18 protein-coding genes are annotated in these 26,324 nt (G+C 70.1%); 7 read left to right on the top strand and 11 right to left on the bottom strand.

Translation table 11 applies throughout. The features are described from left to right. Positions 1 to 11: 11 nt before the first annotated feature. The 5 genes from WMF24_RS16115 to WMF24_RS16095 all read right to left on the bottom strand — a co-directional run bounded on the left by WMF24_RS16115 (position 12) and on the right by WMF24_RS16095 (position 10,034). Positions 12 to 3,035, bottom strand: a complete 3,024-nt coding sequence (locus WMF24_RS16115; RefSeq protein WP_437737297.1) for a type I restriction endonuclease subunit R — start codon at positions 3,033 to 3,035, stop codon at positions 12 to 14. After that, entirely contained in the window at positions 3,025 to 5,043 is a 2,019-nt protein-coding gene (locus WMF24_RS16110) for an ATP-binding protein (RefSeq protein ID WP_437737296.1), read from the bottom strand. The genes WMF24_RS16115 and WMF24_RS16110 overlap by 11 nt, the downstream gene beginning before the upstream one ends. Further along, a complete protein-coding gene (locus WMF24_RS16105; protein WP_437738812.1) occupies positions 5,040 to 6,116 on the bottom strand; it encodes a restriction endonuclease subunit S in 1,077 nt (358 codons plus the stop codon). Before WMF24_RS16105 ends, WMF24_RS16110 begins: the two co-directional genes overlap by 4 nt. 236 nt (positions 6,117 to 6,352) lie before the next feature. Continuing rightward, the gene (locus WMF24_RS16100; RefSeq protein ID WP_437737295.1) at positions 6,353 to 8,827 is read right to left on the bottom strand and encodes an N-6 DNA methylase; all 2,475 of its coding nucleotides are present in this window, start codon (positions 8,825 to 8,827) and stop codon (positions 6,353 to 6,355) included. A 274-nt stretch (positions 8,828 to 9,101) separates the two neighbouring features. Further along, positions 9,102 to 10,034, bottom strand: a complete 933-nt coding sequence (locus WMF24_RS16095) for a hypothetical protein (protein WP_437737294.1) — start codon at positions 10,032 to 10,034, stop codon at positions 9,102 to 9,104. A 466-nt stretch (positions 10,035 to 10,500) separates the two neighbouring features. On the opposite strand from WMF24_RS16095, the gene WMF24_RS16090 reads away from it, so the two are divergent. The 6 genes from WMF24_RS16090 (at position 10,501) to WMF24_RS16065 (ending at position 18,165) form a co-directional block, all read left to right on the top strand. Beyond that, complete coding sequence (locus WMF24_RS16090; RefSeq protein WP_437737293.1) at positions 10,501 to 11,691, top strand: vWA domain-containing protein; 1,191 nt, start codon at positions 10,501 to 10,503, stop codon at positions 11,689 to 11,691. Positions 11,692 to 11,811: 120 nt separating this feature from the next. After that, complete coding sequence (locus tag WMF24_RS16085; protein ID WP_437737292.1) at positions 11,812 to 12,864, top strand: RluA family pseudouridine synthase; 1,053 nt, start codon at positions 11,812 to 11,814, stop codon at positions 12,862 to 12,864. Positions 12,865 to 13,114: 250 nt separating this feature from the next. Continuing rightward, complete coding sequence (locus WMF24_RS16080; protein ID WP_437737291.1) at positions 13,115 to 14,062, top strand: hypothetical protein; 948 nt, start codon at positions 13,115 to 13,117, stop codon at positions 14,060 to 14,062. A gap of 66 nt (positions 14,063 to 14,128) precedes the next feature. Beyond that, entirely contained in the window at positions 14,129 to 16,090 is a 1,962-nt protein-coding gene (locus WMF24_RS16075; protein WP_437737290.1) for a molybdopterin-containing oxidoreductase family protein, read from the top strand. Positions 16,091 to 16,147: 57 nt separating this feature from the next. Continuing rightward, positions 16,148 to 17,260, top strand: a complete 1,113-nt coding sequence (locus WMF24_RS16070) for a hypothetical protein (RefSeq protein ID WP_437737289.1) — start codon at positions 16,148 to 16,150, stop codon at positions 17,258 to 17,260. 176 nt (positions 17,261 to 17,436) lie between these two features. Further along, entirely contained in the window at positions 17,437 to 18,165 is a 729-nt protein-coding gene (locus tag WMF24_RS16065) for a Uma2 family endonuclease (RefSeq protein ID WP_437737288.1), read from the top strand. A gap of 51 nt (positions 18,166 to 18,216) precedes the next feature. Here WMF24_RS16065 and WMF24_RS16060 read toward each other — a convergent pair whose 3' ends face one another. Then, positions 18,217 to 19,803, bottom strand: a complete 1,587-nt coding sequence (locus tag WMF24_RS16060; RefSeq protein WP_437737287.1) for a hypothetical protein — start codon at positions 19,801 to 19,803, stop codon at positions 18,217 to 18,219. Between the two features lie 121 nt (positions 19,804 to 19,924). Then, entirely contained in the window at positions 19,925 to 20,446 is a 522-nt protein-coding gene (locus WMF24_RS16055) for a DUF4126 family protein (RefSeq protein ID WP_437737286.1), read from the bottom strand. A 348-nt stretch (positions 20,447 to 20,794) separates the two neighbouring features. Here WMF24_RS16055 and WMF24_RS16050 point away from each other — a divergent pair, with 348 nt between their 5' ends. Then, entirely contained in the window at positions 20,795 to 21,301 is a 507-nt protein-coding gene (locus tag WMF24_RS16050; protein ID WP_437737285.1) for a DUF4112 domain-containing protein, read from the top strand. A gap of 258 nt (positions 21,302 to 21,559) precedes the next feature. On the opposite strand, the gene WMF24_RS16045 is transcribed toward WMF24_RS16050, so the two are convergent. The 4 genes from WMF24_RS16045 to purH all read right to left on the bottom strand — a co-directional run bounded on the left by WMF24_RS16045 (position 21,560) and on the right by purH (position 26,292). Then, on the bottom strand, positions 21,560 to 22,264 hold the full coding sequence (locus WMF24_RS16045; protein ID WP_437737284.1) for a Bax inhibitor-1/YccA family protein: 705 nt from the start codon (positions 22,262 to 22,264) through the stop codon (positions 21,560 to 21,562). A 276-nt stretch (positions 22,265 to 22,540) separates the two neighbouring features. Further along, the gene (locus WMF24_RS16040; RefSeq protein ID WP_437737283.1) at positions 22,541 to 22,888 is read right to left on the bottom strand and encodes a hypothetical protein; all 348 of its coding nucleotides are present in this window, start codon (positions 22,886 to 22,888) and stop codon (positions 22,541 to 22,543) included. A 188-nt stretch (positions 22,889 to 23,076) separates the two neighbouring features. Further along, entirely contained in the window at positions 23,077 to 24,540 is a 1,464-nt protein-coding gene (locus tag WMF24_RS16035; RefSeq protein WP_437737282.1) for a ParA family protein, read from the bottom strand. A gap of 183 nt (positions 24,541 to 24,723) precedes the next feature. Continuing rightward, positions 24,724 to 26,292: a bifunctional phosphoribosylaminoimidazolecarboxamide formyltransferase/IMP cyclohydrolase gene (gene purH, locus WMF24_RS16030; RefSeq protein ID WP_437737281.1), complete on the bottom strand. Its 1,569-nt coding sequence runs from the start codon at positions 26,290 to 26,292 to the stop codon at positions 24,724 to 24,726. Positions 26,293 to 26,324: the final 32 nt, after the last annotated feature.

Below are 26,324 nucleotides of genomic sequence, written 5' to 3'. Positions count from 1 at the left end.
CGCGTGCCGGTTCAGCGTGCTGCGCCCGCGCTCGTTCCCGCTGACCGGACGGCTTCGTAAAGTCTTTTCACCAACGGCCGGAACACCGTCTCCTGGAACTCCGGGTCGTTCAGGTACCGGGTGACGATGTCCTGGTTCTGGTCCATGCGGTCGATCATCAAGTCCTCGACCTTCTGCTTCATCGACAGCGCAAAGTTGTCGAGCGGGTTCGCCATCGCCCGCTGCACGACCTCGGCGTCCGCCTTCGCGGCCTCGATGAACTGGTCGAACAGGAGCTCGTCGGCCTTGGTGAACTCGGTGCCGAAGCGCTCGTTGAGCACCTCGATGATCTCCGAGAGCTTCGCCTCGTCTTCGTTCGCCTTCCGCGTCCCCACCTCGACGGGGCTCCGCAGCCCCACGCGCTCGGCGACGCGGAGCTGGATCGCTCCCTCGCTGATCTTGTCGAGGCGGTAGTACTTCAGCGCGACCTCGCCATCGAGCTTGAGCGGCGATCTCTTCGCGTCGTGCGGCAGCTTCATCTCGAAGTAGCGGCAGAAGGTGTAGAGCTTCTCGAGATCCGGATCCTGGAACGGCATGATCTGCGAGAGGAAGGCGTACAGCCGGACGAACGCGCCGAGGGCGTTCCGGAACTCGTCCTGCTTCTCGTCGTCGAGCGCCTTGAAGCGATCGACGCCCGGGCCGAGGTGCCGGTACATCTCCGCGTGGTCGTGGGTGGTCTGCTTGTCGCGCGGCGCGAAGAAGACCTTGCAGAACGCCTCCTTCTCCGACTCCCAGAAGACCTGCGCCGCCTCCAGCTTGTGCGCGAGATCGTAGAGCTGCTGCGGGTCGGCCGTCTCGGAGACCGTGGTCTGCTCGTAGTAAGGCTGGAAGCTCCGCTGGATCTCCTCGACCTCGTTCACGAAATCGAGGACGAAGGTGTCCTCCTTGCCCTTGCAGGTGCGGTTCAAGCGGGAGAGCGTCTGGACCGCCTGCACGCCCGCGAGCCGCTTGTCGACGTACATCGTGTGGAGCAGCGGCTGGTCGAAGCCGGTCTGGTACTTGTTCGCGGCGAGGAGGATCTGGAAGTCGTCGGTCTCGAAGGCGGCGGGCAGCCCCGCCTCGGAGATGCGCTTCCCGTCCTTGCCGACGTTCATCTCGGGCTCGGAGAACCTGAGGCCCGTCTCCGGGTCCTCCACCTTGCCCGAGAACGCGACGAGGACACCGACGTCCTTGTAGCCCTTCTCCTTGATGTACTTGTCGAACGCCTGCTTGTACCGGAGGGCATGGAGGCGCGAGCTCGTCACGAGCATCGCCTTCGCCTTGCCGCCGATCTTGTGGCGCACCTTCGCCCGGAAGTGCTCGACCATCACCTCGGTCTTCTGGGCGACGTTGTGCGGGTGGAGGCTCATGAAGCGCGCGAGCTGCCGCGTCGCTTCCTTCTTCGGCACGCGCGGGCCGTCCTCGGTGGCCTTCACCAGCCGGTAGTACGCCTTGTACGTCGTGTAGCTCTTCAGGACGTCGAGGATGAAGCCCTCCTCGATCGCCTGGCGCATCGAGTAGATGTGGAAGGGCCTTGGCTTGCCCTCCGCATCGCGAACACCGAAGACCTCCAGCGTCTTCGCCTTCGGCGTCGCCGTGAACGCGAAGAAGGAGAGGTTCTTCTGCCGGCCGCGCGACATCATGACCTTGAGCAGGCGGTCTTCCTCGTCCTCTTGATCCCCCTCCGCGTCCTGCCGCTCGGCCTCCTGGAGCGACCCCGCGGACAGGACCTCCTTCATCTTCTGCGCGCCCTCGCCGCTCTGGGAGCTGTGCGCCTCGTCGACGATGATGGCGTACTTCCTCCGCGGCAGCTTCGCGATTTTCCCGGTAACGAAGGGGAACTTCTGGAGGGTCGTGATGATGATCGGCGTACCGGACGCGAGGGCCTTCGCGAGCTGCTCGGAGTCCTCGTTGATCTTCTCGACCACGCCCTGCTTGTGCTCGAACTGGTAGATGTTGTCCTGGAGCTGCTGGTCGAGGACGCGCCGGTCGGTGATGACGACGACCGAATCGAAGACCTTCCGGTCCTTGTCGTCGTGCAAGCTCGCCAGCCGGTGGGCGAGCCAGGCGATGGAGTTGGACTTGCCCGAGCCAGCCGAGTGCTGGATCAGGTAGCTGTTGCCCGCGCCGTCCTTCCGCGCCGCAGCTTCGAGCTTCCGGACGGCGTCGAGCTGGTGGTAGCGCGGGAAGACGACGACCTCGCGCTCGACCTTCTTCCCATCGGCGGCTTTCTCCTCCTTCTTGAGCACGTGGAGGAACCGGCCCACGATGTCCAGGAACGAGTCCCGCTGCCAGACCTCCTGCCAGAGGTACGCCGTGCGATGGCCGCCCGGGTGGTCGGGGTTGCCGGCGCCGTCGTGATGGCCTCGGTTGAACGGGAGGAACCGCGTGTCCGCGCCGGCGAGCTGCGTCGTCGTGTAGACGAGGTCCGGGTCGACCGCGAAGTGCACGAGCGCGCGCTTCTTGAACTGGAACAGCCGGTGCCGCGGGTCCCGCGCCCGGTACTGCTGGATGGCATGCTGGACGCTCTGCCTCGTGAGGTGGTTCTTCAACTCGGCGGTCGCGATCGGCAGGCCGTTGAGCGAGAGGAGCAGGTCGACGCAGTCCTTTGCATCTGCGTCGGCGATGAAGCGAGCCTGCCTCGTCACGACGAGGCGGTTCTTGGTGTACTTCGCGAGGATCTCCGGGTTGAGACCATGGGCCGGCCGGAAGGCCGCGCAGTCGATCCTCTTGCCGAAGAACTTGAGCCCGTGGCGGAGCACGTCGAGGGTGCCGCGGGTCTCGAGCGACTTCACCAGGGTGTCGAGGACGCCGTCTTCGAGTCCGGCGCCGTGCTGCTTCTTCAGGTCGGCCCAGAGCTCGGGCTGCGTAGCCTCGACGAAGGCGAAGAAGTCGGCCCGGTGAAGCGCGCGCTCGGGGTCGAAGGTCTTCGGGTCGCCCTTCACCCAGCCGCCCAGGCCGAGGAGGCTCGCCTCGATGGCATCTTCGAGGGCCTTTTCGTCGTGCTTACCGGGCATCGTCGTCGTCCTCCTTGTCCCTGGAGGCTGCCGGATCGTCTTTGCGGGCGCGGTACGCCTGCTCGGGGTGCCGCAGGTTCTCGGGGTGGGTCCGCTCGAGGAGCCCCTCAGTGACCATGGGCGAGAGGTGCCGCTCGACGAGCTTCGCCGCATCGGCGAGGCCGAGCAGGCCGGCGAGCTCCGGCGGCTTCCAAGCGCGAAGCTCTGTCAAGCGGAGAATTGCTTGCCGAAGGCGGTCCCTTCTGGGCCTTGGACCGAGCGAACCCAGGAATTCCCGTACGGACGGCGGTACATCCTCGAGGTCCCCCCTATCGGCCGCGAGCTCCCCCCTATCCGCGCCGCTGCCTCCAGTTAGCTCCCCCCTATCCGGCGTGAGCTCCCCCCTATCCGGCGTGAGCTCCCCCCTATCCGGCGTGAGCTCCCCCCTATCCGGCGTGAGCTCTCCCCTGTCCGCGGCGCTGCTCTCGGTCAGCTCCCCCCTCTCAGCGACCTCCTCGGTGGGTAGCTCCAGCTGTTCCTCGGCAGGCAGACCGGCCAGCGGGCGAGCACGGCTCTTGGAGCGGCTGCGCACCGTGGGGCCGAGCTCGTAGAAGCTGGCTGAGCCGGCGGGGTGCAGAGTGAGGAGCTCTCGGTCCCGCAGGCGCCGCAGGAGCTGGCTCGCGCCCAAGGTATCGAGGCCGGAGATCTGCCGCATGCGAGCGTTGTCGATCCGGCCGTGCCGGTGCGCTTCGAGCAGCGCCCGGAAATCCAGGTCTGTGAGCTCCTCGTCACCGAGTGAGGCGACGAACGACCGGTCCTCCGCCGTCAACGTCGGTGTGTTGCGGAGCGTGATCCGGAACTCTCGCGGCGACGGGTCCAGTACGGGCGCTGGCAAGAATAGACCCTCCATCTCCGCGAACATGCGCGGGATGCCCTCTCCCTGATCGCGCATGAAGCCGAGGTCGACCAGCGCGCGCACGGTGCGCGGGTTCCTGCTCACGTGGACGCGACGGAGGCTGAGCAGATCCTCAAGGGCGACGTCGGGAACGAGCCCCCCTGGGTTGGTCACCTCGAGCCGGTCGTCGAAGAACCACACCTCCGTCGTACGCCCCTCCGTGGTGTAGTCCCGGTGAGCGACCGCGTTGAGGATCGCTTCCTTCCAGGAGAACTCCGGGTACTCCGGCACCGCTCGAAAGCGGTTGCCGACGAGGCGCGAGGGCCGCCGGACCAGCCCATCGACGGCCGCGAAGACCGCCGGGAGAACCTGACCGAGGTTCCCTTCGATCCGGGGGCGCTCCTCGACGTTGTGCTCGGCGCCGAGCCGCCGCTCGGCACCGACCACCCGGAAGATCCGCACGCCCGCGTTCGGGTGATCCGGCCCGTCGCTCGCGAAGAGCAGCTCGGCCCCTCGGCGCAGCGCGACGTCGCGGCCCCGGCGATCCGCGAGCTTACGCTTGAGGAGGTACTCCTCGTCCGAGATGGTCCCGAGGCCGCTGCCCGCCTTTGCGCGAGCGAGCAGCGCGGGATCGAGATCGGCCAGCGCCATGCGCGAGGGGCGGGACTCCCAGCTCTCGACGAGCCCGCGGAACTTGAGGCTCTGGATCTGTGACTCGCTGGCCTGCACCGTCTTGTCGCCGATGCGCAGGGGGAACCCGTCGCCATCGACCTGGACCGGGACGTCGGAGATCGGGACGTCGAAGACCAGGAGCTCGACCCCCGCATGTTCGACGAGGAAGCCTTCGGGCTGGGGCGGGCGAAGTCGCGCACGCGGCGTGTCGAGAATCGCGCGCACCGCGTCGGCCGGGTAGCGATGACCGGTCGCGCTTCCGTCGTCCTCGATGCCGAGGAGGAGGACGCCGCCCTCCGCGTTGGCGAACGCGGCGACGTACTCGGCTACCTGATCGCGGACGCTCCGCCGGTCACGAGGGCGCTTCTGCCCCTCCGGGCCTTCGAAGAGCGATTTCCGGTCGAAGTGCTGCCCTTCGTCCTGGCCGATGAACGGTCCGACCTCGAAGGGGGCGCGGATCACGATGGCGGGTCCTTCGTGACATCAAGCTTGCCCACCACGGCGGCAGAGATGAGAGCTTGGCGGTATTCGAGAAGAATTGACATGGACTGGCGGACGGAGCTCAATGCCATATCCAGCCCCCTCACCTTTTCATCCAGCAAATCAGCAATCCGTCGCTGCTCTTCGAGCGGCGGCACCGGAACCAGAAAGTTAACCGCATCCGTAATATTAATTTGCTCTTGTGCTGCACCGTATTGAACCAGTTCGATCTGCGAGCGAACGACGGGACTATTCATAACATAAGCAAGCCATCTAGAATCGAACGCCTCAGAACGACGAACAATCATGAGAGAGCCACAATTCAGCCCATCCGCCTCCCGTGGAACCACACAGGTCACACCAGGCGCACCAACGCGCACCGTAACAACGTCTCCCTCTCGAAGTGCATGGCGAGCAAAGCGCTCGTTAACCTCAACCGGAATTCGCCTCACGTCGGCCCAATCGATACCGCGCTCTGTGACATTGTTGCCCATTAGGAATGGCACACCTTCATCGGCGAAGTACTGAGCCGGCTGATAGACGAGGCGTCCGCTGATACGAGGCGATATATGCTTTAGGCGAAGCAGCGGCCAGTGCTTAGGACATTTCCCAAGAAACACCAACCCAGAATCCTGAAAGGGAACTTCGGGAGCAAGACCATTTGTCACAACCTGCGCAATAAGCGCCTTCCGATTTTCCCGCAGCAGACCAAGGAGCCGCTCCTTCTTGGCGATGAGTTCATCTACTGGTTCGAGGCTGCGATCAAGAAAATCAACAATACGAATCTGCTGTTCGAGACGAGGGATCGGAACGGGTAGCGAACCGAGTTCGTCCGCGTTCACCGCCGGATAGCTCACGCCTACCGATCTCGCACAGATCTCATCTACAACAGGCTCAGAACGAAGCCAATAATATAGATATTTCGAGCAGATGCGGCGTCCTGGTGTAACAACGGCAAAGCCAGTTGAGCAAACGAACCCGGGCGGCGGGCGCTCGATGTACGCTATGGCTCGTAGATAAGTTCGAACAGTCGACACGATGGTGTCACCGTCCACAGGAACGCGTCGCGCTCTGGACGGAGACTGTCCGAACCTAACCTCTTCGACACCAACAATACCTTGGACAGAATCAACGTTTCCGATGTCCGCATAAGACAGCAACACATCAGAATCGGTCGTCTCGGGCAGGACTCGCGCATTTAGCGTAGCAACGTACTTCAGCGGGATCCGTTCCAAATTCGCGGACAGATCGTTCACCCAGGGGACAGAGCGATCGCAGCGGACAACCGCCTTCACTGCAGCACCTTACCGAGCAACGCTTGAATCTCCCTCTCGGCCTGCCGAATCTCCGATTCGATCTCGCTAAGCGGGCGCAAAAACTTATATCTGTAAAAATGCCGGGTTATTGGGATCTCATACCCGACCCGCACGTTACCTTCGTTGACAACATTTGCTTTACCATTACTTATCTCGACACCAGCGATCCATGCATCCGGCACATGCGGCTTCACCTCGCGCTTGAAGTACGCAGCAACGTCCTCTTTGAGCGGCACGTTCTCGTAATCCCGCAGTTCGCTGTCCGGCTCCGGCCGTCCCTTCCCATCCCGGCAGATCTCCGCCGACTCGTCCCGCTCCGATAGAGCCGAGAGGATCGCCTTCCGCACGGGCGCCCCCACATCGACGCCGGCGCCGCTCAGCACCCCCGCGAGTTCTTCCTCGAACAGGCCCCGGCTCTTATATACCTGCCCCGGGTTGAGCCGCCGCAGCGCGCGCAGGATCGCATCCTGCTGCTCCCGCCCCGTCTCGATCTCCTTCTCCGCCGCAGGTCCCTTCTTCTTCGACCTCGCCAAATTCTGGAACGCCGTCTCCTCCCGCAGCCGCTCGATGCGCTCCGGGCTCGCTTGGAAATTCAATCGAAGCGGCCGCTCCACGATGATGCGCCGGTATCCGAAGTCCTCGTTGTCGAAGATCTTCGAGATTTCGCTCTCGGTGAACTCCCCGAACGTCTTGGCGATGACGTCGATATGCTGCTTCTTGTCGAGCTCGTTCCGCTTGTTGCCGAGTGACTTCCGCATCTTCTGGTACAGATCGGTCGCGTTGATGAGCTGCACCTTCCCCTTCCGGTGCTTCGATTTGCGGTTGGTGATCACCCAGATGTATGTCGAGATCCCCGTGTTATAGAATAGCTGATCCGGCAGGGCGACGATCGCTTCGAGGAGGTCATTCTCGAGAATCCACCGCCGGATCTCGCTCTCGCCCGAGCCAGCGTCTCCGGTGAACAGCGGCGACCCGTTGAACACGATCGCGATCCGGCTGCCGCCCTCTCCGGTCTTCGGGTCGACCGGCTTCATCTTGGCGATCATGTGCTGTAAAAAGAGCAATGCCCCGTCATTGATCCGGGGCAGCCCCGCCCCGAAGCGCCCGGCGAAGCCCTTCTCCTTGTGCTCCTTCTCGACGACCGCTTGAACGTTCTTCCAGTCCACACCGAAGGGCGGGTTCGACAACATGTAGTCGAACGTCTGGCCGACATGACCGTCCTCCGAGAACGAGTTCGCGCGGACGATGTTCTCCGGGTTCTGCCCCTTGATGATCATGTCCGACTTGCAGATCGCGTACGACTCCGGATTGAGCTCCTGCCCGAACACCTCGAGCCTCGCCTCCGGGTTCAGCTCGCGCAGGTACTCCTCGGCGACCGAGAGCATGCCACCTGTGCCGCACGCGGGGTCGAACAGGCTGCGGACGATCCCCGGCCTGCGGAGGGCGTCATCATCTTCCACGAAGAGCAGGTCGACCATCAGCCGGATGATCTCGCGCGGCGTGTAGTGATCGCCGGCCTCCTCGTTCTTCTTCTCGTTGAACTTCCGGATCAGCTCCTCGAAGATGCTTCCCATCACGTGGTTCGGCACCGCGTCGGGATGTACGTTCACTCCAGCAAATAGCTCGACAACTTGGTACAGCAGGTTGGCGTCATCGAGACGGTTGATCTGCTCGTCGAACTTGAACTGCTCGACGATGTCGCGCGCGTTGGCCGAGAAACCATTGAGGTAAGCGCGCAGGTTCTGGGCGATGTGGCTCGAGTCGTCCTTGAGCCTCACGAAATCGAGCTTGTGGACATTGTAGAACGGCACGCCCGAAACCTTGCGCAGCGTCTTGTCGACGGCGGGGTCGCTCGGCTTCATGCCACGGGCCATGAGGTCGGCGAGGCGCGCCAGCACCTTCTGCTTCGTCGGCTCCAGCACGCAGTCGAGCCGGCGAATGACGAGCAGCGGCAGGATAACTTTGTCGTACTCGTTCGGCTTGTATGCCCCGCGGAGCCGCTCCGCGTTTTGCCAGAGGAAATCGGTGATCTCACGGAAGCTCGCGAAGCTACGGGGCGAGGGCGGCGGCGGGGTCGGCGTGCTGGTCGTCATCGTCGATGCAGGAGCGGTAGCGGCATGGGATCCGCCGGAGAGCGGCAAGGTCATCTGTCCGGCGTGGCCGTTGGCTCTCGCCTGACGGGACAGGAGTCGATCGACAAGGGCCGCCTTCTCGCGTCCGGAGTCGTCGAGTGAAAGGTCGCGGCAGAGCTGCTTGAGGCGGTCGCGTGAGAGACGGCCGAGGGCGTCGGCGAGATCGGCGTGCGGGGAGCGGACGAGCGCGTCGGCGAGCGCGGCCTTGGCGCGGCGATCGGCGACCTCGATCTGATAGAGGTCGACGGCTGCGACGAGCTCGTCCCGCGTGAGCCGCTCGAGGACCTGTCGGATGCTCGGGCTGGAGGCCGCGGTCACGGCGTCGCTCCCTCCGGGGCGAGCGTACGCGAGGTCGGGGAGGTCGCGGAGGAATGTCGAGCGTGCGGGCTGATCATCGGAAGCGCCTTCGGGTGCGGGGCCCTTCGTGGTCCTCGCCGTGTGCGCTTCTACCGGAAGTCCCCACCCGCGGCCAAGACGCGGGCCGGAGCCGCAGGTGCTCGGACGGCGGCGCGCGGCGGTGGGCTCTGCAGGACCGCCGCGACGCTGGGGAACGAAGTCGCCGTCGTGTCAGGGCGTCGCGCCCTGACCGTCGTCAGCCGTCGTCCTCGCTCTCGTCCTCCTCGCCTTCCTCGCCCTCGCCTTCTTCCTCGCTCTCGTCCTCCCCGCCATTCCCCTCCTCATCCTCACTGTCCTCGTCCTCTCCCTCCTCGGGCTCCTCGCTCGCCTCTTCGCCGGACCGACCCGGCTTCACCCGCGACAGGAGCCGCGGCGTGACCTGCTCGAAGTCGTCGCCGTGGAAGTAGTACCCGATCTTCCGGACGTGCCCGTACCGCTGCACGATCAGCGTCCACAGCCGGTCTCGCGCGTCCTCGGCGGGCCCCTTTTCCCTCCGCTTCGCCTCGGCCCGCGCCCCGGCCGGGGTCAGGTTCTCGAGGAGCCACTCGCTCGTCCGCCGGAGCTTCTCGATCTCCTCCCGCGTGAACGGGTGCAGCCCCTTCAGCGCCTCCGCGTGCTGGGTGAACAGCGCCGCGAGCTCCATGCCGTCCCGGGCCGTGTCGTACTTGCCGGATCCGGCCCGGATCTGCGCCACCCGCTCCTTGTCGAGCAGCCCGCGCCTGGCGAAGAGCTCCGCCTGCGTGAGCAGCTCCTCGCGCGGCCCGCTGATCTCCTGCAATGCCTTCTCGATCTCCTTCGGGCTCGCCGCCCGGGAGAGCGCCTCGCGCGAGGCGAACAGCAGCGCACGCGCGATGTCCGGCAGCTCCTGCGCCGGCTTCACCGGGATCTTCGGCAGGTGCTCGCGCACGGCCTGCACCTGCTCCTTCGTGCCGAGCACCGCCGCCACCCCGCGCTTCACATTGACCAGCACGAGCCGCGGGTCGGCGCGACACACCTGCACCTCGAAAGACGGGACGTCCGCCGCGACGCGCTGGTACTGCCTGTACAGGGCCTGGTAGCTCCGGGCCCCCTCCTCTCCCGCGGCGCGCGCCGGCGGGGCTTTCTCGGGTCGGTTTGTAGGTTTCGCCATGGTCACCGAACCTATCAGGGCCCCTCATCTCACCAGCGCGCCGGCACGAGTCGGACGCCGCGTCCGGCGACAGACGCACGTCTCCGACGCGGGACATGCGGGACCGGCGCCACAGACAGATCTGTATGCTGCACCGCTTTCCGGAGACCCTGGCGGACATACTTCTGCATGGTGGCTTACTTTCAGAAGCACCTCCGCACACAGATTTGTATGAATTTTTACTGAAGAGTCGGCCCGCGCAGACGCTCCTGCATGCTGCGCTACGCCCGGGTGCTCTTGCGGACCCGCGCCTGCGCGGCGGCGGCCTCCGGACCGTGGCCGCACAGGCGCCGCTGTATGCCGGCCGGCGCCCTGTGTCACCGCGGAGGTAGCGCAGCATGGCCCGGGCGAGCGCCGCTCCGCGCCACATCCGCAGCGAGGCCCGGCCGGCCAAGACACGCCGGCCCGGCCTGTGTATCTTTCTATCGTGAGAACCACGCTTATCTTTCCCAGGCTCTCTCTGTTCCTCCCCCTCCTCGCCGCCGGCATCGCCGTGAGCTGCGGCGGCGGCGGCGACGGCAACGCCTCCTCGTCCCAGGGCTCCGGCGCGTCCGGCGGCTCCGGCGGCAGCGGCGGCGGCGCCGCGACCGTCGGCAGCGGCGACAACACCGGCGGCTCCGAGCCGATCTTCGTCGGCAGCGGCGGCAGCTTCGTCGTCGCCAGCGGCGCCGGCGGCGACGGCGGCGGGTGTCAGCAGCTCGACATCGCGTTCGAGCCGCAGACGCCGACCGTCATGATCGTCGTCGATCGCTCGGGCAGCATGTACGACAGCGGGTACTGGGATCCGCTGAAGACCGCCGTGCTCAACGTCGTCGAGGCCCTGCAAGACAAGGTGCGCTTCGGCTTCCTCACCTTCACGGGGGTCGCGCCCGCGCAGTGCCCGCTGCTCACCGGGGCCGACGTCATCGCGCTCAACAACCACGCCGACATCGTGGCCGCGTACGACGAGGCCACGATGAGGCCGGGCCAGAAGCTCGAGACGCCCACCGGCATGACGTTCAACGAGACGGTCATCCCCGAGCTCGTCGCGTTCGGAGAGCCCGGCCCCAAGTACATCCTCTTCGTGACCGACGGCGAGCCCGACCGCTGCGACGACGGCCCCGCCGCGTGCGCGCGCGACGACGTCGTAGGCGCGGTGCAGTCCGCATACACGCAGGGCATCGGCACGTTCGTCTTCGGCCTCGGCGAGGGCTCGTTCGCGGAGCACCTCCAGGACCTGGCGAACGCCGGCGCCGGGCAGCCGGTCCGGCGGCCCCAGGACACCCAGCAATCCTGCTTCACCGGCGCGGGCACCTACGCCGACGTCGGCGGCGCCGCGATGGTCTACACGCCGGACCCGACCAACGCGACCGCCCTGGAAAACGAGCTCAACGCCGCCATCTCCGGCGCGAAGAGCTGCACCTTCGACCTCCAGGGATCGATCGAGGTCGACCTCGCGCACGCGTCCGAAGGCCAGGTGCTGATCGACGGCGCGCCCGTGCCCTACGACGAGCAGAACGGCTGGCACATGGAGAGCTCCACCCAGCTCGTGCTCGCCGGCGACGCCTGCGAGCGCCTCAAGACCGCGACGCAGGGCATCTCGTTCGACTTCCCCTGCGAGATCATCGATCCCCTGTGAACGGCGCGCAGGCGCGCGCGGAAGACACGCGCGCCCGCGCGCGGAAAACACGCGCCGGCACGCGCGTTTTCCGCGCGCGCGGCCGGCGCTTTTGCTAAAGGCGTACGGCAAGCTCGACCCATGACGAGGATCAGCGCGCGGGAGCTCGCCGGCACGAGCGGCCCCTTCGGCCGCGGCACACCGGTGGTGCGGCCGGCGGAGGTGCCGGAGGGGTCGGTCGTCACGGTGCTGCGCGTGCCGCCCGAGTCGGCGGGCATGCGGCTCGACCGGTTCGTCCAGAGTCAGCTCAAGCGGACCAGCCGCACGCGCGCCGCCGAGATCGTCGCCCGCGGCGCCTACTCGCCCGACGCGCGGCGCCTGCGCGGCAGCGACCGCGTGCGGCCGGAGCAGTGCATCCTCCTCTGGCGCGAGCCGTGGGACGAGCAGGCGCCCGACACGCCGATCCCGGTCCTCCACGAGGACGACGCGCTGCTCGCCGTCAACAAGCCCCCGTGCCTGCCGGTGCACCCCACGGCGCGGTACCACAAGAGCACCGTCATCAAGATGATGGAGGCGGCGCGGCCCGGCGAGCGGCTGTTCCTCGCCCACCGGCTCGACCGCGAGACGAGCGGCGTGCTCCTCCTCTGCCGCACCCCCGAGGCCGATCGGACGGTGAAGGCGCAGTTCGAGGAGCGCACGGGCGTCCTCAAGCGCTACGCCGCGATCACGTGGGGCTGGCCCGAGCGCGACGCCTTCCGCGTCGAGCTGCCGCTCGAGCTCGACACGTCGAGCCGCTACAAGGTCAAGATGCGCGTCGCGCCGCCGGGCCGCGGCCTCGCCTCGGCCACCGCGTGCGAGGTGCTGGGCCGCCGCGCCGATCCCCTCACCGGCCGCCGCTACGCGCTGGTCCAGTGCACGCTGGAGACCGGCCGGCAGCACCAGATCCGCGTCCACCTCGCGTCGAGCGGCCTGCCGCTCGTCGGCGACAAGCTCTACGGCCCGGACGAAGGCATGTTCGCGCGCGGCGCCGACGGCGTGCTCACCGACGAGGACCGCCGCGCGCTCGAGCTCGACCGACACGCCCTCCACGCCGCGCTGCTGGAGCTCACGCACCCGATGACAGGCGAGCGCGTGCGCGTCGAGGCGCCGCTCTCGGACGATCTGCGCACCTTCTGGGACGCGCTCCACGCCTGAGCGTGCACAGGGGCGGAGCAGAACCCGCGCGTGATGAGCGAAACCGCGCGAAATGGCGCGGCACAACGCGGAACAACGCGGAACAACGCGGAACAACGGCCAGACTGCGCGGAACAACGCGGAACAACGGCCAGACTGCGCGGAACGAGCGCGGAACGAGCGCGGGACCACGCGGCGACCGGACGACGGCAGCGCTCGCCAGCGGCTCCGGATCTTGTGCCGTCGCGCCGACTTACGTACGATGATCGGGATGACGCGTGCGCGAGACGACCTCGAGGCGCTGCGGGATCCAGCGCTTCGGTCCACACCGCTCGAGGCCGAGAGCTCCGCCCAGGGCGCGGCATCCGGGCCGGTGGAGCCCGGTGCGGGAGAGCTGAGGAGCGCCGCCGAAGCGCCCGCTCCGTCGGCGCGCTCCGGCGCGGACGAGCCACAGCCGTCGGCCGCCGAGCGGCCGGCGTCGACCGGGGTGGCCGTGCCGTCGACCGCGGCGCCGCCGCAGGTGGACCCGCGCGCTCGGGGCGACGAGAGCCTGGATCGCGAGCGGTACGAGCGGTACGCGATGCCGGCGAGCGATCTCCCCGCGGCCAACGTGCTGGCCTTCCGCGGGGACGCGAGCGGGGTGCTCGCGATCGTCCGGCGCGCCGTGCAGTCGGTCACGCGCGATCCGGCGCGCCACCGGCGCCGCCTGCCGAAGTCGCGCTTCGACGCGATCCGCAGCTTGCCGGAGCTCGCCATGGCGCTCGACTACGCGGTCACGCGCATGCAGCCCGAGAGCGCGCCGCCGCCCGAGGTGACCGAGCGGCTCGACCAGCTCCACGAGGCGCTGCGCCCGACGATCGCCGCGGCCGAGGTGTGCTTCCCGCGCGGCATCGTCCCGGAGACCTACGGCATCGTCCGGCGCGCGCTCGTCGCCGGCGATCCCGCGAGCGCGGCGGCCACGATCACGAACCTCATCCTGGACCGGTGGGGTCACGTGCAGAACCGGTTCCCGATCACCAAGGACGAGGTGACCCGGGTGAACGCCACCGCCAAGTGGCTGCTCGCCAACACCCGCCCCTCCGAGCGGCTGGATTCGAGGGACATCCGCGATCGGCTCTGGTCCCTCCTGCGCGAGCGCTACGAGCAGCTCCGGGCCATCGCCCAGGAGGTCTCCGGCGACGACTCGCGCGAGTACGCCCCCGAGCGCCTCGCCGATTAGCTCGCTCGACGGGGGCCGGGCAGCTCGCGCTCACCGCCTCGCGCGCGCCTGGTCTAGGCTGCCGCCATGCAGGAGACCCGCAAGACCGTCTGCAACCGCGACTGCCCTGACGCCTGCAGCATCGTGGCCACCGTGGAGGACGGCCGCGTCGTGCGCCTCGCCGGCGACCCGGCGCACCCGATAACGCGCGGCTTCCTCTGCTACCGCACGTCGCACTTCCTGGAGACGCAGTACTCGCCCGAGCGCCTGACGACGCCGCTGCTCCGCAAGGGCGGCGAGCTCACGCCCGTCTCGTGGGACGAGGCGCTCGACACCGCGGCCGAGCGGCTGCTGCGGATCCGCGCCGAGTCGGGCCCCGCCGCGATCTTCCACTACCGGAGCGGCGGCTCGCTCGGGATGCTCACGGCGATGACCGACGCCTTCTTCGCGCGGTTCGGGCCGGTCACGGTCAAGCGCGGCGACATCTGCTCCGGCGCGGGCGACGCCGCGCAGCTCGCCGACTTCGGCGAGGAGGACAGCCACGATCTCGCCGACCTGAAGAACGCCCGGCACATCCTGCTCTGGGGCAAGAACGTCTTCACCTCGAGCCCGCACACCCTCCCGGTGCTGCGCGAGGCCAGGGCGCGCGGCGCGGAGCTCGTGCTCATCGATCCGGTGCACCACAAGACCGCCTCCCTGTGCGCCGCGTTCTACCAGCCCCGCCCGGGCGGCGACTTCGCGCTCGCCATGGCCGTCGCCCGCGTGCTCTTCGACGAGGGGTGGACCGACCCGGGCGCCGCGGGCTACTGCGATCACCTGGGCGCCTTCCGCGCGCTCGCCGAGCGCCGCTCCGTCGCGGCGTGGTGCGGCGACGCCGACGTGCCCGAGCGCGCCGCGCACGATCTCGCGCGCCGCCTCGGCGCCGAGCGGCCCACGGCCATCCTCGTGGGCTGGGGCATGGGCCGCCGCACCTCGGGGGGCGCGATCGTGCGCGCCCTCGACGCGCTCGCGGCCGTGAGCGGGAACCTCGGCGTCCCCGGCGGCGGCGTCTCGTTCTACTTCAAGCGGCGCGGCGCGTTCGATCTCTCTCCGATCGAGGGCGATCGCCCCGCGCCCCGCACCGTCTGCGAGCCCCTGTTCGGGCAGGAGGTGCTCCGGATGAGCGACCCGCCCCTCCGCGCCGTCTGGGTCACCGCCGGCAACCCGGTCGCGATGCTGCCCGACTCCCGCGCCGTCGCGGAGGCGCTCGCGACGCGCGAGTTCGTCGTCGTCGCCGACGCCTTCCTCACGGACACCGCGCGGCTCGCCCACCTCGTGCTGCCGACGACGACGCTCCTCGAAGCGGACGACGTGCTGGGCGCCTACGGCCACCACTACCTCGGCGTCGCCACGCCCGTCGTCCCGCCCCCGGACGGGGTGAAGAGCGACCTCGAGATCGTGCAGGGGCTCGCGCGCCGCGTGGGCCTCGGCGGCGCGCTCGACGGCAGCGCCCGCGACTGGAAGCGGCGGATCGCCGAGCCGAGGCTCGCGCCGTTCGGGGTCACCCTCGAGACGCTGGAGCGCGAGCCGGTGCGCAACCCGCTGGCGCCGAAGGTGCTGTTCGCGGACCGGAAGTTCCCGACCCCGAGCGGGCGGGTCAACCTGATCACCGAGGCGCCGGAGGAGCGCGACGACCCCGACGCGGCCGAGTTCCCGCTGCTGCTCATGGCGCTCTCGACCGAGAAGTCGCAGTGCTCGCAGTGGGCGCGTCCCCAGCAGGGCCCCGCCGTCGTGACGGTCCACCCCGACGCGGCGCGCGGCGTGCCCGACGGCGGCGTCTGTCGGCTCGCGTCGCGCGTCGGCGAGATGACCGTGCGGCTCCGCCACGATCCCGCGCAGCGCCGCGACGTCGCGCTCGTCCCGAAGGGAGGCCACCTCCGCGACGGCCGCTGCGCGAACGCGCTGATCCGCGCCCGCACAACGGACATCGGCGAGGGCGGCGCGCTCTACGAAGAGCGGGTGCGCGTCGTGCCGATCGCGCCGGACGGCCCGGCGGCGCCCCTCGCGTAGCCCGCGCCGGCCTCCTCGAAGTTCGCGGCGGCGCCCGGGCCGGATAACGTGTCCGGCATGGGACGCCATCGCCTCGCGCTCGCCTGCTCCCTGGGCGCCGTGACGCTCGCCGCGCCGGTCCACGCGCAGGATGTGGCGTCGGCGGAGGCGCTGTTCCAGCGCGGGCTCGCGGCGATGCAGGCGGGCCGGTACGAGACGGGCTGCCCCGCCCTGAACGAGAGCTACCGGCTGGACCCGCGCCCCGGGACGCTGTTCACGGTCGCGGAGTGCGAGGCGAGGAGCGGGCGGATCGCGACCGCGGCGACCCGGTACGGCGAGTACCTGGCGCTCTTCGCGCGGCTCTCGCCGGACGCCCAGGCGAAGCAGCACGGGCGCGAGAAGGTCGCGAGGCGGCGGCGGGCGGCGCTGTTGCCGGACATCCCCGAGCTCACGCTCTCGCTCCCGCCAGACGCGCCGGAGGGCACGATCGTGCGGCGCGGCGAGATCACGCTGGGCGCGCCCATGCTGGGCGTTCCGCTGCCGATCGATCCTGGCGAGCACGTGGTGACGACGCAGGCGCCGGGGGCGCCGCCGCTCGAGCAGCGGATCTCGATCGCGAAGGGCGAGAAGAGGCAGGTGACGCTCGAGGTGAAGGCCGCGCGGCCTGCGGGCGCGGGGGCTGCGCCGCCGGCCGGCGGCGAGATCGCGCGGCCGGCTGGGCCGGAGGGTGGCCGCCCTGCGGCGTCGGGGCCCGCGCCGCGCGCGCAGGCGCCCGGCCCTGCCCCGCAGCCCGGCGCGCCGGCGCGCCACGGGAGCTGGCACCGCACCGGCGCGATCGTCGCGGGCAGCGTCGGGGCCGCGGGGCTCGCGGCCGGCGGGGTCACGGGCGCGCTCGCGTTCGTCGAGAAGGCGACGGTCGACGAGCGCTGCGTCGGCACGCGCTGCGACCCGGAGGGCATGCGCGCCGTGGAGAGAGGCAGGGCGTTCGCGCTGGCGAGCACGATCGGCCTCGGCGTCGGCGCCGTGGGGATCGGCGCCGCGGTGGCGCTGCTGCTCACGGCGCCGCCGTCGCAGGACGACGCCGCGCGCGCGGGCCTGCCCGGCGCTGCACCAGCGCCGCGGGTGAGCGCGGGCGCGTGGCCGGCAGCGGACGGCGGGGCGATGATCGGGGTTCGAGGGGCATGGTGGTGAGGACGACGCTCGCTGGAGAGGATCTCCTTGCGTTGTCCGTCACAGGCGAAGGCCCAGGGGCGGTGGCAGATCCACCGGCGGCGCCCGTACGACCGCGGACGGGCGGAACGGCCCCGCCGGCTTGACACCGCCGCACCCGTCCAGGAAGTTTGTTGTCGATGTGCTCGATGCCGGCGATGACCCCGATGCTGGCGAGCTCCGCCACGGCCCTGGCCGAGGTGGTGGCGCCGGACGTGTCCGCGATCGTCACCGAGGACGATGCCCCCTTGGACAATTTCCCCTCGGAGAAGCAGCAGCGTCTCCTCACGGAGTCGCTCTACAGCTCGTGGTCCGGGCCGCCGCCGGCGCAGGAAGGCGAGCGGCGGAGCTTCCTCGCTGCGGCCAACGTCGGCCTCTTTGCCACGCCCAAGGAGCCGCCCCTCGTCCCGGACGTGCTCCTCAGCCTGGACGTCGAGCTGCACGAGGCGTGGTGGCAGAAGGAGCACCGCTCCTATTTTCTCTGGGAGTTCGGCAAGCCGCCCGACGTGGTGATCGAGATCGTCTCGAACCGTGAAGGCGACGAGCTCGGCCTGAAGCGGCGCCGCTACGCCTGGATGCGCGTCGCTTACTACGTCGTCTGGGATCCGGCGGGCCACCTCGGGGGCCCGGCGCTGCGCGCCTTCGAGATGCGCGGACACACCTACGTGCCCATGGATCGGGCGTGGTTCGAGGCGACCGGGCTGGGGCTGTGCGCCTGGGAAGGCGTCCACGAAGGCCGGCACGATCGCTGGCTGCGCTGGCATACGGCCGACGGCGGCGTGGTGCCCACGGGCGCGGAGCGAGCCGAACGCGAGCGCGCCCGCGCCGAGCGCCTCGCGGCGCAGCTCCGGGCGCTGGGGATCGAGCCGGACGAGACCGGCCCCTGATCGGAGCAGCCCCGCCTCCGGGCCTCGCTCGGGGAGCGCCGCACTCGCCGCTCAGTCCTCCTGGGCCGGCGCCCGCATCGGCTCCCTCGGCGTGCTTCGCGCGGGCGGCGCGGCGGCCGAGCCCTCCACGGCCTCGCCGATCTCGCGCGCCACGCTCTCCACGGTGCGCAGGCTGATCCGGCCGGCGAGCACCAGGGTCGCGCCGAGCTCGCGGCTGTCGATCGGGTCGAGCCGCACGGGGGACGCGAAGGTATTGGCCGCCGCCATCTGCCCCGCGGCGTGATCGAAGCGCGCGCCGAGCACGAGATCGCCGTACCGCGTATAGGACACCATGCCGAGCGACGCGTGCACGCCGCTCATCCGCTCCAGGAAGAGCCTCGACTCGATCGACAGAGGGCCTCGCAGGCGGGACAGCGCGTTGAAATCGGTGACGACGCCGCCCAGCACGCTGAGGTCGCGCGTGAGGAACACCTCGGCGCCTAGCCCCACGTTGAAGATGGGCGACGCCGCCTCGACGACGCCGAGCCGGCTCTTCCGGCGGCTCGTCACCGCGCCCCCCTCGATCGCGATCTCCTCTCGATCGGCGGCGATCCGCGCGAACTCCGGCTGGCCAACGTAGAAGAAGCCGTCGAGCTCCAGCCGCAGCCGGCTCCACTCCGCGCTCGCGCCCACGGCCAGGCGCGCCGGTGAGGGCGCCACGAACTCGCCCTTACCGGACCAGTGGCGCACCGCCGCCGTCTCGGTGGCGAGCGTGTCCTGGTAGCTCGCATCGAAGGAGTCGAAGAGATGGACGCTGGGCGTCCGCAGGCTGATCCCGGCCGAGAACACGCGGCTCAGCCGGTACGTGGCCCCGACGTGCGCGAGCAGGTCCCACGAGTCTCCCGAGAGCGCCGTCTGGTACGTCACGCTGCTCGCCGCGCCCGAGCCGGCGTCCTCGACGATGCTCGAGACGCTGAGCGCGCTCGTGTAGCGCGTCCGCACCACCGGGAGCGAGACGCCCACGGCGAGCCGGTCGCTGACGCTGTAGCTCCACGAGGGGCCGGCGCTGTAGCGCCCCCACGCGTAGCGGAGCGTCTGCGCCTGGTCCACGCGGCGCGCCGCCGACTCCCCCGAGAACCCGAGCGCGTCGAACCCGAACTCGCTCTCTTCCGTCTTCGCGAGGCACGCGGCGAGGGTCTGGCGGCCGACCGACGGCCGCGCCGGCCCCCCGTCTCGCTCGCCGCCCTTCAGGTCGAAGAAATAACAGGTGGCGTCCGGGAGGGTGCTCAGGCCGTCATCGGTCACCGTCGTCCGATCGAGCCGGAGCTCCCCGTACCGATCGGCGTCGACAGGGCCGGGCTGGTGCCACGCCCCGAGCGTTCGGTGCGCGTAGCGAAAGAACGCCGACGAGAACGCGATGTCCCGATCCTCGATGCGGACGAGCGTCGCCGGGTTCAGGAAGGGCGCAGCGCCGTCGACGCCCAGCACGACCCCGGTGCTCCCCATGAGCGCGGATCGCCCGCCGAGCATCGCGGACTCGTACCTTCCCTGCGCGCGCGCCGGGGAGGCGCCCAGGATGCCGGCGAGCGCGCCGGCCATGCCGACCAGAGCGCCGCGCTTTCCGGAGCAGCGGAGCGGAGCGCGCGGCCTCAGCGGCATGACGGGCGCCAGCATGGATCGCGGCGCCGTGACCGCAACGGCAGCGGCGCCCCGCTGTGGCAGGACGCGACGTGCGCGCGCGCGGCACGCTCCCCGGGGGCCCTGGAGCGCATGCCCCGTCCTAGCGGCGCGCCGCCAGCGCTCCCAGACCGAAGGCGACGGCGTCCTCGATCATGGCTCCGACCGGGGCGGGAACGCTCGTCCGTCGGTCGAGCCACGCGCGGGCGCGGTTGCCGACGAAGGCCCCCACCGCGGCTGCCACCGCGCCGACGACGGCGCCGGCGACGCGCAGGCTCTTCTCGGGGCTCTGGGCGCCGACCGCGGCGCCGAGGAGCGCTCCGATGACGAGGCGCCCGCCCAGCGGACCTGTCGAGAGGCGGCTCGGCGCGGAGGGCAGCTTGTCCATCAGGAGCTCTCCCCCCGCGAGCACGCTCATCGCGCGCTGCGCGGCCGGCGAGCGAAGCGCGCGCCAGAAGGCCCCGCGCTGCCCGTCGAACGCGCCACGCCGGGCGCTGGACGCGAGGATCCTCACCCCCAGCATCGAGCGCATTCCTGTCACGAGCCCGAGCCCTGCGGCCTGCCCGAGGAGGACGATCTCCGAGGAGCGGGGCCGCCGGGCGCCTCCAAACGTTGCTGTCGCCATGGGGATCGGCACTAGCAACGCATATGCCCGGTGGCCGCGCGCGATCTCCGTCCCCGGGACGGAGCGCTCCCGAACCACCTCCGCCAGCGGGCACGCCCCCGCGGCCCGCGGACCCGTCCTCCCCGCCCGCGGCCTCGCCCCCGGCGCGCGACGGGTCGGGGGATCGCCGACCCACGAGCGGAGCACGCCTGCGTCCGTCCGCCTTTTCGCCATGTCCGGAGATGCCGGAACCCGGGCGACGGGCCCGTCCCGCAGGACGGCATCGTGGTTGAATGGGCGCGAGAGCTGCACTACCTGAGGAGCCCCCCCGAGGGCCCCCCCCCTCATCCCCGGAGAGAACGGTCCGCCATGCCCGTGACGCCGACCACCACGTTGAAGACCGTCGATGTCGAGGAGGAGCGGCTGAGGCGCCTGAACGCGCTCGGGCAGTTTCTGGACAACGCCATTCGCATCCCGGGCGTCGGCTACCGGGTCGGTTACGACGCGGTGATCGGCCTGATCCCTGGCGTCGGAGATCTCATCGGCTTCGCGCTCTCGATCTACATCGTCCTCGCCGCGACGCGGTATCGCCTCCCCGTCTCGACGTTGCTGCGCATGGTGCTCAACGTGGGCCTGGAGGCGCTGATCGGCATGGTCCCCCTCCTCGGCGATCTCTTCGACGCGGCGTACAAGGCGAACGTGCGCAACCTCGACCTCCTGCGGGCGCACCTCGCCGCGCGCGGTCGGGGCCTCGCGCGCCCCTCCGACGCCCGCTTCTACGCGGGCCTGTTCGTCGCCGTGGCCGGCCTCCTCGCCTTGGCGGGCCTGCTGATCTTCTCGCTCGTGCGCGCCCTGCAAGCCCTGCTCGGCCCCTGACGCCCGCAGCCCGCTGCCGCGTCCGTCGACCGTGGCCCGAGCGGCGCGCACCCGCACAGGAGACGGGCCCAGATCGGCGTTTTCGGCGCGGAGGCGCACTCCTGTGCGCTGAGCACCGAAAACGTCGAGGTGGGCCCGTATCCGCAGCGGGTGCGTGCCGCTCGCCCAGATCGGCGTTTTCGGCGCGGAGGCGCACTCCTGTGCGCTGAGCACCGAAAACGTCGAGGTGGGCCCGTATCCGCAGCGGGTGCGTGCCGCTCAGTCGCGGGAGGAGATGAAGAGGCGGAGGATGTACCAGAACAGCATGGCGACGGACGCGAAGAGCTCGAGCGCGGCGCCGACATACCGGTCCTCGGGGAAGTGGTGGAGGACGTTGGACGTGTCGTAGAGGATCGCAGCGCCGGCGAACGCGACCATGGCGACGCTGAAGAACGTGCCGAGCTGGAAGCCGAACAGCGCGCCGGCCGCGATGAGGACGAGCGCGCAGATGCCGCCCCAGCGAAGGAGCGCGCCCAGGAAGGAGAAATCCTTGCGGGTCACGAACGCTATCGCGGTGAGCCCGGCAAAGCCGGCCATCGTCGCGAGACCGGCGCTCTGGATCGCGCCGGGGGCGACCATGTCCGCGATGTAGAGGAGCGGCACGAAGATGATCGCCTGGGCGAGCACGTAGCCGAACAGCGCGAGGTACTGCACCGGCTTCGAAGCGGCGGTGTGCGCCGCGCGGCTGGCCAGCCAGCTCACGAGCATGAACGCGCCGAGCACCAGCAGCCAGCTCGTGCCCATCATCGCCCGGGCGATGACCGAGGCCACGCCGGTCTTGAACAGCGCGATCTCGATCCCCGCGAAGAGGACGATCGCCCCGAACAGGTGATTGTACGTTCGAACGATGAAGCGCTCGCGCGAATCGGCGGCGGCACGGCTCACCGAGGACCGGGCGCCGTATCCTACGTAGTTCTGGTCCATGTTCCCTCTCGTCGGTAAGGCCTCGACGCCTGCGATCCTAGCACCTTAGCACGCCGCGTGCCCACGACGCCGTTGCCGGGGCGAGACGCGCTGCACCACGAACGTCCGTGAGCGGCCTTTCCGCCGCGCGCCGGATCGAGAGGAGCCGGGCTGGCTCCACCACCGTACCGCCGCCGGAGCGCCGCCAGGGGGACTCTGCGGCGCTCCCGGCTGATGCTGGAAAAGCCGGCGTGAACTTCGTATGGGATGTCGAGGAGGTCCCCCTGAAAATCTGACTTAGATCCCCTTCGGGATCTTGTCGAGGTCCACCTGGGAAAGGGCGTGTCGGATCAGCGCGCTCCGGTTGGCCTTCGTCATCCCGCGCGCCTTGAGCGCGCTGACCATCTCGTCCAGCCTCTCGAGATCCTCGGTGTACATCGAGATGCAGATGACCTTGTAGTGCTGCGGTCTCTCGGGCGGCGCAGCCGCCGGCTCGGACGCGGCACCGGCGCCGTTCGTCCGGGTCTTCGCACGCGAACGAGGCGCTTCCGCGGGCGTATAGAATGCCCCCGACAGAACTCCCTCCACCTCGTCGCGATCGAGCAGCGCCCGCGCGGCGCCCCCGAGATCGCCTTCGCTCTTCATTGCTTCCTCCAGCTCCCTGCCCGCTCCATCCCCGGTCGAGACCCCGCGTCGGCGGGTCCCTTCATCTCCAGGACCCCGCGTTCGCGGGTCCCTTCACCTTGCGGGACCCCGCGTTCGCGGGTCCCATCACCCTGCGGGACCCCGCGTTCGCGGGTCCCTTCTTGCGGGACCCAGCCGTCGCGGGTCCCTCATGCGCCCGCAGCCGCAGCGCCCGGCCGCTCCGTCGCCGCGCTCGCTCGATCGGCGCTCCACGACCCCGGCTCGCGCGCCGCCCCTGCCTCGGAGCCGACCGCGCCGCGCTCGCGGCTCTCGACGATGCGGTCGACCACCGCGAGGTAGTCGTCCGCCGCCGGCGTCCCCGGCGCATACTCGAAGATCGTCTGCCCCTGCGCGGGCGCCTCCTTCACCTTGATCGCCTGGCGGATCGGCGGGAGGCAGCGCTCCCCGAAGTGCTGCGTCATCGTGCTCACCGCCTCGCGCGCGATCTTCGCGCGACCGTCGAAGAACGTGGGGAGGACGCCCCATATCTGCACCGGATGGTGCAGGAGCGCGTTCACGTTCTTCACCGTCTTGATCACCTGCCGGACACCGACCAGCGACAGGTAATCGCACGCGACCGGGACGAGCACGCTGTCCGCGAACACCAGGGCGTTCTGGTTCATCAGCGAGAGGCTCGGTGAGCAGTCCAGGACCACGTAGTCGTAGTCGGCCGCCGCGGCGGCGAGCCGATCCGACAGCACGCGGTCGCGGTTCTGGCGCCCCGCCAGGTAGAGCTCGGCCGCGGCCAGCGTCTCGTTGGACGGCAGGAGGTCCAGGTTCGGGCGCACCGTCTTGATCGCGTCCGCGACACGGAGGCCCATCACGAGCACGTGGTACAGCGATCGCTCGGCGCCGGCGCCGAGCGACACGGAGACGTTCCCCTGCGCGTCGGTGTCCACGAGGAGCACCCGCTTGCCGCGCGCCGCGAGCCCGGCCGCGACGCTCACGGCCGTTGTCGTCTTGCCCGTGCCGCCCTTGTGGTTGAACACGGCCAGGCACCGGGGCACCCCGGCCGGACGCTGCGGCGGCTGCGCCGCCCGCCTGGCCCCACCGGCCGGCGACAGGTCCACCGCGCCCCCGCCCTGCTGCCCCCGCGCCTCCCCCGGACGGCCCGCAGACGACGCCGCCGCGGTCGGGGCGCCGACCGGCGCGGCCGGCGCCGCGGCCTTCCCCGGGGCGCCCGCCCCATCGGCCCGCTCCGGGGACACCGGCTCGCTCGCCTCCGCAGCAACGCGGGCGCCGGCGCGCGCCGCCGGCGCGTCGCGGCGCGTCGACGGCAGCCCCTCGGACGGCGCCGCGGCCGCCGCCGCGATGTCGCCGAGCCGGACGCCCTTCGCCTCACGCACGAGCTGTGCCCGGCACCCGAGCGAGCACGCGTAGTGCCGCCGCCCGGCGACGTAGAGCACCTGCGACACGAGATCCGGGGTGAAGCGCTTCGCGCACGCGTCGCACGTCGCGAGCGCGGCGCCGGCCTCCCCGCCGAGCTGGCTCTTCTCCAGGCACTTCTGCGAGCAGAAGAAGGAGAAGCCGCCGTCCTTCTCCTCCATCTGATACCGGAACTGGACGTCGAATCCGGTCCCGCACACGCTGCACGTCTCGCTGATTCCGCCCACAGCTCGCTCCTTCACGCCACGCACAGCGCTTGCCCAGGCGCAGCGTCGACCATCATCACAGTCAAGGACCAAAGGTCAACTTTTCTGCGAGCGTGGACGCGCGGTGCGTGACGCGCGCGCCGGGCCCCTTCCCGGCCCGGGGAGCGCGCCCCGGGGGCGGTGATGGCACGGCGCCGGGCGGGCTCAGTGACGGAAGTGCCGTGTCCCGGTGAACACCATCGCGACCCCCGCCGCGTCGGCAGCCGCAATGACCTCCGCGTCCCTCACGCTGCCGCCGGGCTGCGCGACCGCGGTGATCCCGTGCTCGGCGGCGACCTGGAGCCCGTCCGGGAACGGGAAGTAGGCGTCCGACGCGAGGACGCTCCCGCGGGCCCGCTCGCCCGCCTTGCTGCAGGCGATGCGCACGCTCTCGACCCGGGACATCTGCCCGGCCCCGACGCCGACCGTGCTCCCGGGGACCGCGAGCACGATCGCGTTGGATTTCACGTGCTTGCACACGCGCCAGCCGAGCTCGAGCGCCTCGATCTCCCGCTCCGTGGGCGCCCGCTTCGTCACGACCTTGCCGCCGCGGACCTCACCGGCCGCTGTCGCGTCCCGGTCCTGGACCACGAGGCCCCCGCCGACGCGCTTGAACGTCAGCTCCCGGTGGTCGGCGGGCAGGAGCGCGCCGGTCGCGAGCACCCGGAGGTTCTTCTTTGTCCGGAGCACCTCGAGCGCGTCCGCGGTGTAGGCGGGGGCGATCACGCACTCGAGGAACGTCTCGATCAGCACCTCGGCGGCCGCGCGGTCGACCTCGCGGTTCAGCGCGACGATCCCGCCGAAGGCGCTCACGGCGTCGGCCTCGCGCGCCGTCCGGTAGGCGGTCGCGAGGTCGTCGGCCGTCGCGACGCCGCACGGGTTCGTGTGCTTCACGACGACCGCGGCCGGCTGGGTGAACTCGCGCACGGCCTCGAACGCGGCGTCCACGTCGACGAGGTTGTTGAACGACAGCTCCTTGCCGCCCGCGCCGAGCGACTCCGCCAGCGCGAGCGACCCCGCGGCCGCGCCCCGCTCGCGGTAGAAGGCGCCCGACTGGTGCGGGTTCTCGCCGTACCGGAGCGAATAGGCCCGCTCGAGGGCGATCGTCAGGAAGCGCGGATACGCCTCGCGCTCCGCCGCGCTCGGCTCGCCCTCCTCCGGCAGCGAGGAGAGGTAGCCGGACACCATCCCGTCGTAGGCCGCCGTGTGCGCGAACGCCTTGGTCGCGAGCCGGCGGCGCGTGGCGCTCGACACCTCACCCTCGCTGTCGATCTCGGCGAGCACAGCGCCGTAGTCGGCCGGATCGACCACCACCGCCACGCGCGCGTGGTTCTTCGCGGCGCTCCGCACCATCGACGGACCGCCGATATCGATGTTCTCGATGATCTCGGCGTGCGTGACCCCGGGCTTCCTGACCGTCGCCTCGAAGGGGTAGAGGTTGCAGACCACGAGATCGATCGGCGCGCCCCCGAGCCGCGCGAGGTCCTCGTCGTCGACGGCCCCGCGCATCAGGATGCCGCCGTGCACCCTGGGGTGGAGCGTCTTCACCCGGCCATCCATCACCTCCGGAGAGCCGGTATACGCCTCCACGCCGACGACCGGCACGTTGGCCTCCTGGAGCGCCCGCTGCGTCCCCCCGGTCGAGAGGATCTCCACGCCCTTGTCCGCGAGCCGCCTGGCCAGCGGGAGCAATCCCGTCTTGTCGGATACCGAAATCAGTGCGCGTCGAATCATCGCGACGCCAGCTAGTGCGTCTCGACGCCCGC

This window comes from Sorangium sp. So ce1335, assembly GCF_051521615.1.
Lineage (GTDB): Bacteria > Myxococcota_A > Polyangia > Polyangiales > Polyangiaceae > Sorangium.
Note: the sequence above shows the minus strand (reverse complement) of the source record. Positions and strands in the feature narration are given on the sequence as shown.

Excerpts from the sequence above, each read along its gene's own strand:
- WMF24_RS16070 (WP_437737289.1), top strand. The coding sequence starts at position 16,148 with ATGGGACGCCATCGCCTCGCGCTCGCCTGCTCCCTGGGCGCCGTGACG.
- WMF24_RS16060 (WP_437737287.1), bottom strand. The coding sequence starts at position 19,803 with ATGCCGCTGAGGCCGCGCGCTCCGCTCCGCTGCTCCGGAAAGCGCGGC.
- WMF24_RS16095 (WP_437737294.1), bottom strand. The coding sequence starts at position 10,034 with ATGGCGAAACCTACAAACCGACCCGAGAAAGCCCCGCCGGCGCGCGCC.
- WMF24_RS16115 (WP_437737297.1), bottom strand. The coding sequence starts at position 3,035 with ATGCCCGGTAAGCACGACGAAAAGGCCCTCGAAGATGCCATCGAGGCG.
- WMF24_RS16065 (WP_437737288.1), top strand. The coding sequence starts at position 17,437 with ATGACCCCGATGCTGGCGAGCTCCGCCACGGCCCTGGCCGAGGTGGTG.
- WMF24_RS16050 (WP_437737285.1), top strand. The coding sequence starts at position 20,795 with ATGCCCGTGACGCCGACCACCACGTTGAAGACCGTCGATGTCGAGGAG.
- WMF24_RS16075 (WP_437737290.1), top strand. The coding sequence starts at position 14,129 with ATGCAGGAGACCCGCAAGACCGTCTGCAACCGCGACTGCCCTGACGCC.
- purH (WP_437737281.1), bottom strand. The coding sequence starts at position 26,292 with ATGATTCGACGCGCACTGATTTCGGTATCCGACAAGACGGGATTGCTC.
- WMF24_RS16045 (WP_437737284.1), bottom strand. The coding sequence starts at position 22,264 with ATGGACCAGAACTACGTAGGATACGGCGCCCGGTCCTCGGTGAGCCGT.
- WMF24_RS16040 (WP_437737283.1), bottom strand. The coding sequence starts at position 22,888 with ATGAAGAGCGAAGGCGATCTCGGGGGCGCCGCGCGGGCGCTGCTCGAT.
- WMF24_RS16080 (WP_437737291.1), top strand. The coding sequence starts at position 13,115 with ATGACGCGTGCGCGAGACGACCTCGAGGCGCTGCGGGATCCAGCGCTT.
- WMF24_RS16085 (WP_437737292.1), top strand. The coding sequence starts at position 11,812 with ATGACGAGGATCAGCGCGCGGGAGCTCGCCGGCACGAGCGGCCCCTTC.
- WMF24_RS16055 (WP_437737286.1), bottom strand. The coding sequence starts at position 20,446 with ATGGCGACAGCAACGTTTGGAGGCGCCCGGCGGCCCCGCTCCTCGGAG.